The organism is Gemella massiliensis, assembly GCF_900120125.1.
In the GTDB taxonomy this organism is placed as follows: domain Bacteria; phylum Bacillota; class Bacilli; order Staphylococcales; family Gemellaceae; genus Gemella; species Gemella massiliensis.
The window spans coordinates 192854-208197 of sequence record NZ_LT635545.1; the positions used below are offsets into that span (position 1 = coordinate 192854).

Below are 15344 nucleotides of genomic sequence, written 5' to 3' on the forward strand. Positions count from 1 at the left end.
TAGGTAAATTCTATTAGAATTTTTTAGGTCAGTTTTTATTCGGTTAGTTATTAACCTTTTCTTCTTCTTGAGTAAGCTAATGCCGCTCCGACTAGTAACAATCCTCCTATTACTTCCGCCATACCGTTACCTGTTAATCCTGTTTTAGGTAAGTTCGGTTTTGGTTTTTGCGGTATCGGATCTTTTGGTTTATCTTTATCGGTAACTGTTAGTTTATTTCCTTCTGCTTTTGCAGTGTTTCCATTTACATTTGTTATTTTTACGTTTCCGTCTTTATTCACTGTAAACGTTATATCTGTTACCGCTAAGTATCCTTCCGGTGCTGCTTCTTCATGGAATGTATATGTTCCTGCTGTCAGTTTTAATTTATGTGTTTTGTTTTCAACTGATGTCCAGCTTTCTATTACTTTTCCATCTTTTAGAATTTGGATTTTTGCTCCGGCGATTTCTTTTCCACCTAAGTTTACTTTACTGAATTGTACTTCTTTCGGTTGTTCCGGTTGCGGTTTATCTTTATCGGTTACTGTTAGTTTATTTCCTTGTGCATTTACAATATTTCCATTTACATTTGTTGCTTTTACGTTTCCGTTTTTATCTACTGTAAATGTTATATCTGTTACCGTTAAGTATCCTTCCGGCGCTGCTTCTTCATGGAATGTATATGTTCCTGCTGCCAGTTTTAATTTATATGTGTTGTTTTCAGCTGATGTCCAGCTTTCTACTACTTTATTTCCTTGTTTGATTTGAATTTTTGCTCCGGCGATTTCTTTTCCACCTAAGTTTACTTTACTGAATTGCACTTCTTTCGGTTGTTCCCGTTGCGGTTTATCTTTATCGGTTACTGTTAGTTTATTTCCTTGTGCATTTACAATATTTCCATTTACATTTGTTACTTTGACTTTTCCGTCTTTATCTACTGTAAATGTTATATCTGTTACCGCTAAGTATCCTTCCGGTGCTGCTTCTTCATGGAATGTATATGTTCCTTCTGTTAAATTAACTTTGTGTACTTTATTTGTTGATGTCCACTCCTCTACAGGTTTTCCATCTTTAAAGATTTTAATTTTCGCTCCTGTCAGTTCTTTTCCACCTAAATCTACTTTACTGATTTGTACTTCCTTCGGTTGTGGTGTTACAGGTTCCTCTTGGTCGGTTACTGTTAGTTTGTTACCTTCGGCTTTTACAGTATTTCCATTTTCTTTTGTTACTTTTACATTTCCGTCTTTATCTACTGTAAATGTTATATCTGTTACTTTAACATATCCATTTGGTGCTGCTTCTTCGTGGAATGTATATGTTCCTTCTGTTAATTTTACTTTATGAGTTTCATTCTCTTTTGAAGTCCATTTTTCCACTACTGTTCCTTGAGCATCTTTTATTTGGATTTCTGCTCCGGCTATTTCTTTTCCACCTACATTTATTTTACTGAATTGTACTTCTTTTTGTTCAGGTGTTTTTGGTTTTACTACAAATGTTTGTGCTTTATCTTTTGGATCTTTATGTTCTACTTCATGTTTTTTATCCAGTTTACCGTCACCATCTTCATCTACCAGTTTTTCTAATGAAGTTGCTGTTTCATATACTACATATGATTTTCCGGCTTCCACTCCGTCCACTTTTCCGAAGTTTAATTTCCATTCACCTTCACCTGAATCTGAAACTGTATATTCGCCGTCTCCGTTACTTATTGTGATAGGTTTACTTGGATCTACCAGTTTCCCATCTTTAACTTCGTATAAAGTACCTACTACTTCATATTTTTGTTTTGGAATTAAACCTTTATATTTTATTGTATCTACTACATTCACCCCGTCTTTGTTTTCTGTTACTTCTGCCGGTTGTCCTGTAGTTGAACTTTGTCCATTTACTTCTACTGTTGTTTGTAAACTTGACACAATTTTCTTATTAGTAACACGAATTTCAAAACCTACACCTGCTTCGGATTTGATTTTTATTCCGTCCATATTTTCAAATTTAAGTTGTCCTTTAGTATCAACAGTGAATTTTTTATCTGTAAGTGTGTAATACCCGTTCGGTGTTACAACCTCATTTAAAGTGTAAGTACCTGCTTTAAGTGTAATCGGTGTAAATTTATCCTCTAATGAATTCCAAATTTGGTATGGAACTTGATTACCTTGTTCATCAAGAATTCTAAGTCTTGCACCTTTTAACGGTTTATCATTTTCATCAACTTTCCAGAAGTTAAATACAAAACTTTGCTCTATAGATTTAATTGTAACCGTTTGGTTTTGATCATCTTTAACGACATGCTCTGCTACAGGTTTTTTCCCTGCCTGCACAGTACCGTTTTGAACATCTTCTGCTTTATATACTTTTTCAAGAACGGTAAATTTATTACTGTTATCTTTATCTAGTTTATCTGTTTGTAAACTTAAATCAACAGTTACTGAACCTTTGCTTTCATTATTTTTGACTTCAAAGTCTTTTTTCGCTGTTGCTACAACATTATTTTCATCATTATTTTTAATCAAACTTGCAAAAGCAACATATTTTCCTGATGAAAATCCTGTATAATCAATGCGATCCAAAATAGTTATTTTATCTGTTGTATTATTATTTACTGTTACTTCTTTACCGGTTTCTACATCATTTATCTTAGTTGTTGCATAAGTTCCGATAAATTCAACTTGTTTATTTTTAAGTTCTAAAGTTTTATCCTGTTCTGTTAAATTAACATCTTCATTTCCGCTTGTAACTTTAATTTTACCTTGATTATCAACTGTAAATTCAATATCTTTATCAATTTTTTTGTAACCGTTAGGTGCAGATTTTTCTGTTAAAACATATTTTCCTTCTTTTAAGCTAAACTCTTTTTCAAAGTTTTTATCTGATGTCCATGTTCCTACAACACTACCGTCATCTTTTTTCAGTTCCAAATTAGCTCCGGAAATCATAACATTACCGTCACCAATTTTTTTAATTTTTACCTTATAGTTATTAGTTTCTGTTTTTTTATCTAAAACAATAATATTATTATCGACTAGTTTTACCGTACTACTTTCCTGAACGCTAACTTTACCGTCTGTCCCAACTTGGAATTTAATATTGGCTTCTTTTTCATAACCGTCAGGTGCTTTTTCCTCAACTAAATAATATGTTCCGGCATTTAATAGCACACCTTGAAGTTTTCCGTTTGTTTCCCAACTTAATTCTGTTGTTGTATCGCCCAGCACAAGCGGTTTTCCGTTTTCATCCAATATTTTAAATTTTGCACCTGCTAAACATTGTTCTTTTGTATAAATATCTTTTATTTCTTCATTGGTAATCCCTTCTTTATAGGCTTGTTTACCGAAATATACCGCAGGTTTAGTTGTAATACGTCCTGTAACTATTGATTGAACCCCTTTAGTCCATATTCCTCCAATAGGTTGTGATTTATAGACTCTTAATTCGAATAAATCTTCATCGGGAATTATTTCTTTAATAGGTTTTTTTATCAATTCTCCTACCATCTGAGAAGCAGCATTTTGTGCCGGATAGTCATATTTTGTAGGGTGCTTACCTCCACCTTCTGTATAATAATATACCCAGTCTTGAATAACATTCCAGAACCCATTACGTGCAGGAGCTTCTCCTAAGGCCTCAAGCCCTGATCTACCTAAAATATTAGTTCTATCTTTCTGATAAATATAAATTAATTTGGTAATTTGCTCATGAAATTGTTGTTCATTCAAATTATTCGGGATTGTAACTTCTCCAAGATACCCGTTATTAGCGTGGTTACGTTTATACTCATTAACTAGGGTAGTTGCATCCGAACCGCTAAGTCGTTCAAATGTACCGTAGCTATGACCGCTGTTATTGTCATATGTAGGAGTTCCTTTACCCTCATTTATACAAAATGTAAAATCTTCAGCTACCTTACCGTCAGAGGTATAAATTTGTAATCTGTTCGCTTTATCCTTAGCGTGATAGATATTATCAGGAGAGGTTGCGGTTGCAACATTAGGATATCCTTTTATATTCTCCGAGTAAGCAGCTTTATTGTTTATAAAGCTGTTCATTATAGTTGTTATTAAAAATATAACAGTTATACCTAGCAACTTAACTATATTTTTAAATTTTTTCTTTTTTAGTATTGACATTAGTTAATAACATTCCTTTCTTTAAAATAATGCTGTGAGTAAATTCTTTTAATAAAATTTCAATTCTCTATTTTAAATTTTTTCATTATTTTTCCTCCTTGATATATATAACAACTCACTAAAACTTAAAAATAAAAAAGATGTCCTATTGTATTACTTAAAGATATGTTATTTAAAACCCTATCCTTAATATTAATCCCCAGATCATCTTTTTTACTTCCCACTATAGATTGTACCATATTTTTTTATATCTTACTAATAATATCATAAAGAAAATATTAGGATATACTGCATTGCGGTAGAAAATAATATCCTATAATAAAAATTTATTAATTAAAATTTAAAAAAAATTTCCATAACATGACTTATAATTATAGATACTATCATTATTATTATATAAATTAATAAAAGAAAATATTTTTAATTAATTATTCTAAATTTTTTAAAAATTTCTTTACTGATAACCTTATTTATAGATTTTCTCAAATAAAAAACCAACTCTTAAAACTTTTATCCAAATTTTAGAGAGTTGGTTTATATTTTCTCTTTAATTATTTATTTTTCTTTTTAGGAGCATGTATACACATATCAATACAGTCAGCCATAGCCTCATATAATGCTTCTGAATATGTTGGGTGTCCATGAATAATATCCATCACATCATCAATTGTCATTTCTGTTTGGATAAGCGTTGATCCTTCGTTAATAATTTCAGCCGCTACAGGTCCAACAATATGAATACCCAAAATTTCTCTATATTTAGTATCCATAATTACTTTAACAAACCCTTCACCTTGGTTAGAGGCTAATGAACGTCCATTAGCAGCAAAGTTGAAACGCCCAACTTTTACATCATGTTTTTCACGAGCCTGATCTTCTGTTAAACCTACCATTGCAACTTCCGGGTGTGTATAAATTGCTGCCGGAGTAGACTTAAGGTCAACTTTTTTACTATGTCCCATTGCATTTTCAGCAGCAACTTCTCCCATTTTGAACGCTGCATGTGCTAACATCTTAGTACCGTTAATATCTCCCGGTGCATAAATACCTTTTACAGATGTTTCCATATACTCGTCAACTTTCACACGTCCACGTTCCATTTCGAATTTACCTGCTAGCTCTCCAAGACAAGTGTTATCCGGTACACGTCCGATAGATAATAATACTTTATCTGCTACAATATCAGCTTTACCTTCTACTTTAACTACCACTTCATGCCCTTTATCAACAATTTCCAGTAATTTAGTTGAAGTAAGAACGTTAATTCCTTGTTTTCTAAATTGTTTTTCTAATGCTACAGAAGCATCTTTATCCATATTGGCGATTAATCTGTCAGCCATTTCAACAATAGTCACTTTAGAACCGAATGTTGCAAATGCCTGTCCTAATTCAGAACCGATTACACCACCACCAATAACAGCTAAACGTGACGGTACTTCCGTAATATCTAAAAATTCATCACTTGTTAATACTTTATCGCTATCCATTCCCGGAATATTAATTCTGCTAACTTTAGAACCACCTGCTAAAATTACGTTATCAGCATCAATAGTTTCTTTATCATCAACAACAACTTTTTTATCGGCTGTTAATCTACCTACACCGTTAAATACTTTAACACCATAAGATTTAAGAAGTCCTGCCACTCCACCTGATAATGTTTTAGAAACTTTATTTTTAACCGCTACGGTTCTTTCCATATCCACCGTAAAGGCATCATTCACAAGTTTAATACCACGATCTTTTGCTGAGTGAATATAGTTAATAATTTCTGCATTGTGTAAGAATGTTTTTGTCGGGATACAACCACGATTTAGGCAAGTTCCACCTAGTTCACGATTTTCAACTAATGCTACTTTTCCACCTAATTGAGCCGCCTTAATAGCTGCAACATAACCGGCAGGTCCACCACCGATAACGGCAACATCGTATTCTCCACGACGTTCACGTTTCGGTAATACTTTTTCTTTTTTAGTTTCCGGAACTTTGACATCAGCTGCAACTTCTTTTACTACTTCTTGAGCTTCCGCTACCGTTCCATCCGCACTCGGTATTTCTTCACCGGGTTGTCCGATCCATGCGATTGTTTGCACTACCGGCACTGTTGATCCTGCCGGATGTAAGATTTTTAATAATGTTCCGCTCGCTTCGGCTTCCACTTCCATATTTACTTTGTCAGTTACAATTTCAAGTAGGACTTCACCCTCTTTAACTTCGTCCCCTTCGTTTTTAAACCATTGTACGATTTCGCCTTCTTCCATTTCACTACCGGCTTTTGGCATAATAACTTCTACTGCCATGTTTTTCTCACTCCTTAAATACTAGTTTATATATATTTTCTCTTTAACATTATATCATTATTAGATTAGTAATGATAGTGGATTTTCAATAGCTTCTTTCAATGTCTTCATGAATTTAGCCCCCTCTAATCCGTCTACTACACGGTGATCTGCTGTTAAGGTAAGAGTCATAATCGGTCTTACAACTATTTCGCCGTTCATTACAACCGGTTTCGGTACAGTTGCACTAACACCTAAAATTGCTGTATTAGGTTGGTTTATAATAGGTACAAAACTTTTAACACCGTACATACCTAAATTACTGATTGTAAATGTTGAATCAGCCATTTCGTCCGGTTTTAATTTTCCGTTAAGAGCTTTTGTTGTAATTTCTTTAGAAGCTACCACTAACTCTTTAAGACTCATTTTATCTGCACCTTTAATTACCGGTACCACTAATCCGCTGTCCATACCTACAGCTATTGATAAGTTTACATAATGATGTAGATACATCTCTTTCTCATCTTTTGATAATGAAGCATTTACATACGGATGTTTCATCAATGATTTAATAACTGCTAATGAAATAAAGTCAGTTACCGTTGCTTTTTTACCTGTTTCTTCTATGATTGTATCAACAACTTTTTTACGTAATGCTAATAGTTCCGTCATATCCACTTCAACATTAACTACAAAAGTCGGTGCGCTGAAATAAGATTCACTCATACGTTTAGAAATAACTTTACGCATCGGCGACATAGGTACCGTTTCAACAACGCCCCATTGATTTTCATTAGGTGCAAGCGGCGCTTTTTTAGCTTTTGCCGGTGCTACCTCTTCTTTTTTCACCGGTGCCGCTTTCGGTGTACCATGAAGCACTGCAAGCACATCTGCTTTCATAATCTTACCGTTTGGTCCCGTACCGACAATACCTGTTGTACTAACTCCCTCAATTTCAGCAATACGTTCTGCTAACGGAGAAATTTTCACCTTGCTGTTAAGTTTATATTCAAGTACATCTTCTTTGTGAATACGTCCTTTAGCACCTGTTCCTTTAACTTTTGCTAAATCAATTCCTTTTTCACGTGCATACGCTCTTGCCGCAGGTGTTGCACGCAATCCTGAATAATCTATTTTTTCTATTTCCTTAACCGGCGTCACATCAACTTTTTTCTCTACTATTGTTTCCGCTGGTGCTACCTCTCCTGTTGCACTTGCTCCGGGAATTTCTTCTCCTTTTTCCCCTATCCATGCGATAGTTTGTACCACAGGGACTACATCCCCAGCTTGTGCCAATATTTTTAAAAGTGTACCGCTAGCGTCAGCTTCTACTTCCATATTTACTTTATCAGTGACGATTTCTAATAGGACTTCTCCTGCTTCTACATGATCTCCTTCTTTTTTAAACCATTGTACGATTTCGCCCTCTTCCATTTCACTGCCGGCTTTTGGCATAATAACCTCTACTGCCATTTTGTATTTCACATCCTTCGCTAACTAAATTATTATTTTTTATTTATCGCTTTTTTAATTGTTTCTTTAATGTCTTCTACATCCGGAACAACTAATTTTTCTAAATTTTTAGCTGATGGAATATTTGTATCAGCTCCTGCCACACGGTATATAGGACTATCCAAGAAATCAAACGCATCACTTTCTGCAATACGCGCAACAATTTCTCCCCCAAAACCGCCGGTTTTAAATGAATCGTGGCATACTACTAATTTACCTGTTTTCTTAACTGATTTCACAATAATATCAGTATCCAGCGGTACTAAAGTAATCGGATCTACTACTTCTACCGAAATGCCTTCTTCTTTCAGCTCTTTTGCAGCTTCTAAACTACGCTCCAGCATACGTCCCCAACTAACTAATGTAATATCGCTACCTTCAGCTTTAATGTCCCCTTTGCCGATAACACCAATTTTCCCAACTTCTACCTCACCTTTACGCCCAAATAATGCCTTTGGTTCAATAAAGATAACAGGGTTATTATCTCTTACAGATGCTCTCAAAATAGAGTAAACATCACCCGCCGTTCCCGGTGCTACTACTTTTAAGCCCGGAATATGACAAAACCACGCTTCTAATGCTTTAGTGTGTTGTGCTGCAGCTCCTGTTCCCGCACCGGAAGCACAACGGTATACTACCGGCACTTGAACATCTCCACCTAACATATAGCGCATCGGAGCCGCTTGGTTGACGATAGCATCCATTGCTATTGTTACGAAATCCATGAATGTTACATCAACGATTGGACGCATTCCTACAGAAGCAGCTCCTGCCGCTGCTCCGTTAATAGCCGCTTCACTAATCGGTGTATCAATTATACGTTCTTCGCCAAATTCTTCCAGCATACCGACAGTAGTACCGAAATCTCCTCCGAAGATACCGACATCTTCACCCATTAAAAATACATTTTCATCTTCACGCATTTCATGAGTCATCGCTTCTTTGATGGCTTCACGAATTGTCATAATTTTTGTTTCTTTAGTCATAACTATCAATCTCCTATGTATAAATATTATTCTGGTATTTATTAAATATTACGCAAATTAATCAGCGTAGTTATCTTGGAATGCAACTTCCGGTTCAGATAGTGGTGATTCTTTTGCAAATTCTACCGCATCATTGATAGTTGCATTTGCTCTAGTTTCAATTTCTTTTAATTCTTCTTCTGTCGCAATATTATTTTCTAATAAGAATTTTTTATATTTTACGTTAGGATCTTTTTTCTTCCATTCCGCTACTTCTTCACGACTACGATATTTTCCGGCATCAGAAGCAGAGTGACCGAACCAACGATACGATACAGCTTCAACCAACACAGGCCCTTTACCGCTTCTTGTATGCTCAATAGCTTCTTGCATTGCATCATACACTGCTAGAACATCGTTACCATCTTCTACATGGATACCTTTAATTCTATAAGCGGCAGCACGTTCGGTAATTTTTTCAACACGCATACATCTTTCTTGCGCCATTGAAATACCATATTTATTATTAATTACATAGAAAATAAGTGGTAAATCCCAGTTAGATGCCATGTTCAAACATTCGTGGAAACTTCCTTCATTTGTTGCACCATCTCCCATACAACATACAACGATATTATCGGTTTTTTTCATTTTTTGTGCTAAGGCAGCTCCTGTGCTTAATCCGTGTCCGCCACCTACAATACCGTTGCAACCCATGTTCCCATGCTCTAAATCATAAACGTGCATACTCCCTCCACGTCCTTTACATTGTCCGGTCGCTTTACCAAGAATTTCCGCCATCATACGATCAATTTCGATACCTTTTGCGATTGTTTGTCCATGACCACGATGATTAGAATACATTAAATCTTCTTTTTTTAACGGGTAGATTGCACCGACATTTGCTGCCTCCTCTCCTACAGAATAGTGAGTCATACCATGAACTAAACCACGTGAGTATAGTTTACTTAACTCCATATCAAAATCTCTTATAAGTTGCATTAGTTCATACATTTCTAAATGCTCTTGTTTAGTTAAGTCTTTTGATGTTTTTACCATAATAACCTCCAAAGTTAATATATATTAAATGTATATAAATTATGTATTCATATATTACTCCACTAATATACAACTTTTAAAATTGGTTGTCAAATTTTCAAACTGAAATAAAATAATAATATTTGCTTTGCCTTAAAAACCCCCTTTATTTAACACTGATTTTCAACATTTATAAACAGCTATTAGGATTTTACTATATTCGCTTTTATTTTCAATTTAATCTGTGATAATATAGAAATTCTCTGTTGCATACTCATATTAATACAGAAATAAATTATTACTCTTATAAGATATATTCCATTTTTTAATATTAATATATATATATTATTAATATTAAATTCATTTCGTATCTAAATTATTTACAATAAATCGCTTACATTTTAGTGAATTTCTTTTATTACTTAGGCGAAAATAATATATTGTTTGCTCTTCTAAATATATTGTGACAAAATTGTGATAATATCTGAGCAAATATATTGCATTTTTAAAATTTATTAAATTAAAAATAGAAAAAAGCAATATATTCGTTATCACTTTCCTATTCATGCTAATATAGTTTAATATATTAAAAAAAGAAGACCGACAAAAATCAGCCTTCTTTTTTTCCTTATGCCGCATGGTCATTACAGTGACATTCTCCTGTTTTGCAGTTACCACATTCGCAATCTTCTTTTGCACTATGACAACCACATTTGCAATTTTCTTCACAATTACAAGTTCCTTCTTTACAATTACCACACTCACAATTTTCTACAGCATCATGGCAATGGCAGTGATGTTCACATTGACATTTTTCCATTTTAATGTTCCTCCTAAAAATTACTTTTGTTTCTACTTTAATTTTATATGTTTATGTACTAATAGTCAATAGAATTTCAAATTAAGGAATCATTACGAATAAGCACTCTAGCAACATTTATAACTATTTAGCAATCAATAATTAGTAAACTTTTATTTTCTCTTTTATTTTAATTATAGTTTAAGTTGATATTATATAATGATAATCAGTTAATAATATTTTTTTCATAATATAGGCTTGCAAATTTGCAAGCCTTTCTCCTTGTTTAATCTATAAATTTTTATTTTATCTCCATATAATAACTCTATAAATAAATCCCTAATGCTAGACATATTCTTATCTAACTTTAGGGATCTATTACAAAATAATTTAAGTATTAATTATTGTTAGTTATTCTCTTTTAAGAAATCAACAACTTTTTTAGCTGTTAGTTCTGAAACTAAACTTTCTACACTAATACGACTTCTAATGCCTTCATCAGTCATAGAATACATTTCAGCCAGTTGTTTTACTTCTAAATCAATCTCTTCTTCCGATACTTCAACATTTTCTGTTTCAGCTATTTCACCTAAAACAAATGATGTTTTAATTTTATTTTCCGCTTCTGATTTCATTTCTTCTTTTACCGAATCGGTACCTTTTCCGGTAAGTTGCTCATATAGGTCAAACGACAACCCTTGGCGAGATAAATTACCGGTAAATTGTTCAAACATTGATTCAATCTCTTGTTCTATTAATTTTCCGGGTATATTGACAGTCGCATTTTCAACAACTGTTGTAATAATTTTATCAGAATGAGTTTTTTCTGTTAATTCTTCTTTTTCAAGTTTAAGTTCTTCTTTTAATTTATCTTTATATTCTGCAACCGTTGATGCCGCTTCTTTAGAAAATTCTTTTATAAACTCATCTGTTAATTCCGGTAGAATTTTTTCTTTTACATCGTGAATAGTCACTTCAAAACGTGCGGCTTTTCCCGCTAAATCTGCTACTTGATAATTTTCCGGGAACGTTACATTCACTTCCGTATCTACCGGTGCAACTTTTCCTTCTAATTGCTCTTCAAATCCCGGGATAAATGAACCTGAACCTAATTCCAATTCATACCCTTTAGCTTCTCCGCCTTCAAATGCTTCATCGCCAACGAATCCTTTAAAGTCGATTACTACTATATCACCTTTTTTAGATTCTCCTTCTTTTATTTGCCATTCAGCCTCACGACCTAAAATAGTTTTAATTCTTGCTTCTACATCTTCATCTGTTATAGAAATAGTTTCTTTTTCAATGTTTAATTCTTTATACACACCTAATTTCACATCAGGTTTAACTACTACATCAGCTTCAAATGTTACGCCATTTTCTTTACTGATTTCTTTAACATCAATGTCAGGCACTGCTAACGGTGTAACTTCCAATTCTTCTAACGCTTTAGTATATGCAGCCGGTAAAATAGCATCAATCGCATCTTGATATAAAGATTCTTCCCCATACATTTTGTTAAATACCGGTCTAGGTAATTTACCTTTTCTAAAGCCGGGTGCATTGACACGTTTAACAACTTTGGCAAATGCTCTATCTAAGCCTTTCGAAAAATCTTCTTTTGATGCTGAAAAAGAGATAACTACTTTTCCATCTTCTTTATTTAAAATTTGTGACATTTATTCTTCCTCCAAAAATACTTTTAAGTATTATCGTTTAAAATACAAAAAACTCTTGATTAATTATATAGTAAATGCTTAAAAAAGTCAATGATTAGCGTTATTGTTCAGAAAAATTAGTGTAGTGTTACAATAGATGTGAGACATATAATAAAAAAAAGAAGAGTAAATCCTGTATAATGAAGTTACCTACAAATCAAAAAAAGGAATTTACTCTTATGAAAACTATTATAACAGAAAATATAGAAAAAACACAACGATATATACCTCATACTTTACAAACAAGAATAGCTGCAGTTAAAACTTATAGAAACGGTAACTCTATTCGTTTTGTTTGTAGGCGCTATAAAATATCAAAAGCCTCTCTTTTGCGTTGGAATAAAAAATATGACGGTACTAAAGAGTCTCTTATAGATAAGTCTCATAGACCTCATTCCATTCACCCTAACGCCCATACAGTTGAAGAATTGTCTTGGATTAAAAATCTTATTAAACGTAATCCTAATATTTCTATGATTGAATTATATGCTAAACTTAAATTCAACAAAGGTTATAAAAGACATCCTTGTTCTTTATTTAGAGTGCTTAGAAAATTAGGTTTTTATAAAGATACTAAGAAAAAAGTAATTCCTTATAAACCTAAACCCTATAATACACCTACTGAAATTGGTAAAAAATGGCAACTTGATGTGAAATATGTTCCTAAACGTTGTTATGTAGGAGAAATTCCTGATAAATTTTATCAATATACTATCATTGATGAAGCTACTAGGGAAAGATTTATTTTCCCTTTTAAAGAACAATCATCATACTCTACTGTTCAATTTGTTAAAATGGCTATTGATTATTTTGGGTATAAACCCAAGATAATTCAAACTGATAATGGTTTTGAATTTACACATTTTAAAGATACTAAACGAATACACCCTTTTGATGTATTGTGTAATAATCTTGGCATTAAACATCAACTTATTAGACCTAGAACTCCTAGACATAACGGTAAGGTTGAACGTAGTCATAGAAATGATAATGAACGTTTTTACAGGCGTTTATCTTTCTTTTCGTATGATGATCTTATATCTCAGATGAAAAAGTATCTATATCGCTCTAACCGTCTTCCTATGCAGACTTTAAATTGGCTTTCTCCTGTTGAAAAAAGAAAAGAGTTACGGAAAGAGTCTATAAAAATATGCCGGCTTTAATTCCTTGTTAGATAATAGATTTCACAACTTATTTGTCAAGGACAAGGGCTACGCCTTTTTCAAATCCTTGACAAATAAGTTTTAGAAATCTGAAATGTTCTCTAAGGAATTAAAGCTGGCAAATCTAATCAAATAATGTAATTTACGTCGGGGGCTTCATACGGTTTACATAGAAGCTAGCTTCTATGTAATTCTATTATATCCGGTATTTATTTTTTACTTTTTTTGTCTCACATCATTTACAAATGTACATAGCGTTATTGTTCAGAAAAATTAGTCAGGAATATTTAGAAAAAAATATTTTTTTACAAAAATTATCCGGTAAATTTTTTCTTTTAATCTATCGATACTTTACATTTAGAAAATTAATCTTTTTATAATATTATTTTGTAATTTTTTCCAATGAGTTTTTTACCAAATCAAATTCTCTTGTTCTTAATGTTCTCATATCTAAAATAATACTATTATCTTTTATTCTGGTAATTATTGGTATTTCAACTTCTAATAATCTTCTTTCTATTTCAGTTGAACTTAAATTTTTATGTTCTAACTTAACTACAACACTTTCTAAACTACTAGCCGGATAACTTCCGCCGCCCACTTCAGCCTTGTCTTCCTCAATAGTTATCATAAAATCTAAATCACTTAATTTTGTCTTTAATACATCCGCCTTACCGAATAAACGTTCTTTTGATAATGAGATCATATGCAGTGTCGGAATATGCTCTAGCGCAACTTTTTCATCTAAATAAAGTTTTAACGTTGCTTCTAAAGCAGCCAAAGTCATCTTATCTACACGTAATGCTCGAGTAAGTTGATTTTTTTTCATTTTATCTATATATTCTTTTTTACCTACGATAATTCCCGCCTGTGGCCCACCAAGGAGTTTATCACCGCTAAAAGTTACAATATCAATACCGCTATCCAATACTTCTTTTACCGTCGGTTCATAAGGTAAACCATATTTTGAAAAATCAACAAGCTGACCGCTTCCTAGGTCATTAATAGATACCAACTCATTTTCACGTGCTAAATATGCTATTTCTTCGTTTGAAACTTCTTTTGTAAAGCCTAATATTTTATAGTTGCTGGTGTGAACTTTAAGCAATGCACCGGTGTTTTCATTTATTGAATTTTCATAATCTTTTAAGTGGGTTTTATTGGTTGTTCCTACTTCAATCGGTATCCCGCCACTTAGTTTAATAATTTCAGGTATTCTGAATGCTCCACCAATCTCTACCAATTCTCCACGTGATACAACTATTTCTTTATCCTTTACCAAAGTATTTAGTGTAAGCAATACAGCTGCGGCGTTATTGTTAACTACAAGAACATCTTCAGCTCCTGTTATTTTTTTTATAATATCTATTAGGTGAACATAGCGACTACCACGTTTTTTATTATCAATGTCAAATTCTAAGTTTGAATAATTAAATGCTATACTTTCAATATTTTCCTTTATTTTTTGACTTAGTAAACTTCTCCCTAAGTTTGTATGTAAAATAGTTCCTGTTGCATTTATTACCCGACGCAATGAATTTTCATCTTCTTTTTCTACTATTTTTTTAACTTCGTCTACTATTTTTTCTAAACTGGGTACTTCATATAATTCTTCATTTAAAATTTTATTTTTTATATTTTCAATATAACTTTTTATGGCAGATTTTACCGCTACTTCCGAATATGAGTTTATTAACTCTTTAATTCTATCCAACAATAATATCTTATTTATTGCCGGTATTTTCGACAACAACTTATTTGGCATAA

Annotated in this window: 9 protein-coding genes; 1 reads left to right on the forward strand and 8 read right to left on the reverse strand. The window is 32.8% G+C overall.

The window, feature by feature from the left end:
* Nucleotides 1-50: 50 nt before the first annotated feature.
* The 7 genes from BQ7358_RS03665 to tig form a co-directional block, all read right to left on the reverse strand.
* Entirely contained in the window at nucleotides 51-4106 is a 4056-nt protein-coding gene (locus tag BQ7358_RS03665) for a SpaA isopeptide-forming pilin-related protein (protein ID WP_072520223.1), read from the reverse strand.
* A 551-nt stretch (nucleotides 4107-4657) separates the two neighbouring features.
* On the reverse strand, nucleotides 4658-6406 hold the full coding sequence (lpdA, locus tag BQ7358_RS03670) for a dihydrolipoyl dehydrogenase (protein WP_062174445.1): 1749 nt from the start codon (nucleotides 6404-6406) through the stop codon (nucleotides 4658-4660).
* 60 nt (nucleotides 6407-6466) lie between these two features.
* Nucleotides 6467-7858, reverse strand: coding sequence for a dihydrolipoamide acetyltransferase (locus BQ7358_RS03675; protein ID WP_062174447.1), 1392 nt, complete (start codon nucleotides 7856-7858; stop codon nucleotides 6467-6469).
* A gap of 32 nt (nucleotides 7859-7890) precedes the next feature.
* The gene (locus tag BQ7358_RS03680) at nucleotides 7891-8883 is read right to left on the reverse strand and encodes an alpha-ketoacid dehydrogenase subunit beta (RefSeq protein WP_062174448.1); all 993 of its coding nucleotides are present in this window, start codon (nucleotides 8881-8883) and stop codon (nucleotides 7891-7893) included.
* 57 nt (nucleotides 8884-8940) lie between these two features.
* Nucleotides 8941-9921, reverse strand: coding sequence for a thiamine pyrophosphate-dependent dehydrogenase E1 component subunit alpha (locus BQ7358_RS03685; RefSeq protein WP_062174450.1), 981 nt, complete (start codon nucleotides 9919-9921; stop codon nucleotides 8941-8943).
* Between the two features lie 607 nt (nucleotides 9922-10528).
* Nucleotides 10529-10720: a hypothetical protein gene (locus tag BQ7358_RS03690; RefSeq protein WP_021753629.1), complete on the reverse strand. Its 192-nt coding sequence runs from the start codon at nucleotides 10718-10720 to the stop codon at nucleotides 10529-10531.
* A gap of 386 nt (nucleotides 10721-11106) precedes the next feature.
* Entirely contained in the window at nucleotides 11107-12375 is a 1269-nt protein-coding gene (tig, locus tag BQ7358_RS03695) for a trigger factor (RefSeq protein WP_072520224.1), read from the reverse strand.
* 218 nt (nucleotides 12376-12593) lie between these two features.
* Here tig and BQ7358_RS03700 point away from each other — a divergent pair, with 218 nt between their 5' ends.
* The gene (locus BQ7358_RS03700) at nucleotides 12594-13577 is read left to right on the forward strand and encodes a DDE-type integrase/transposase/recombinase (RefSeq protein ID WP_072520185.1); all 984 of its coding nucleotides are present in this window, start codon (nucleotides 12594-12596) and stop codon (nucleotides 13575-13577) included.
* Between the two features lie 382 nt (nucleotides 13578-13959).
* Here BQ7358_RS03700 and selA read toward each other — a convergent pair whose 3' ends face one another.
* The gene (gene selA, locus BQ7358_RS03705; protein ID WP_062174454.1) at nucleotides 13960-15342 is read right to left on the reverse strand and encodes an L-seryl-tRNA(Sec) selenium transferase; all 1383 of its coding nucleotides are present in this window, start codon (nucleotides 15340-15342) and stop codon (nucleotides 13960-13962) included.
* Nucleotides 15343-15344: the final 2 nt, after the last annotated feature.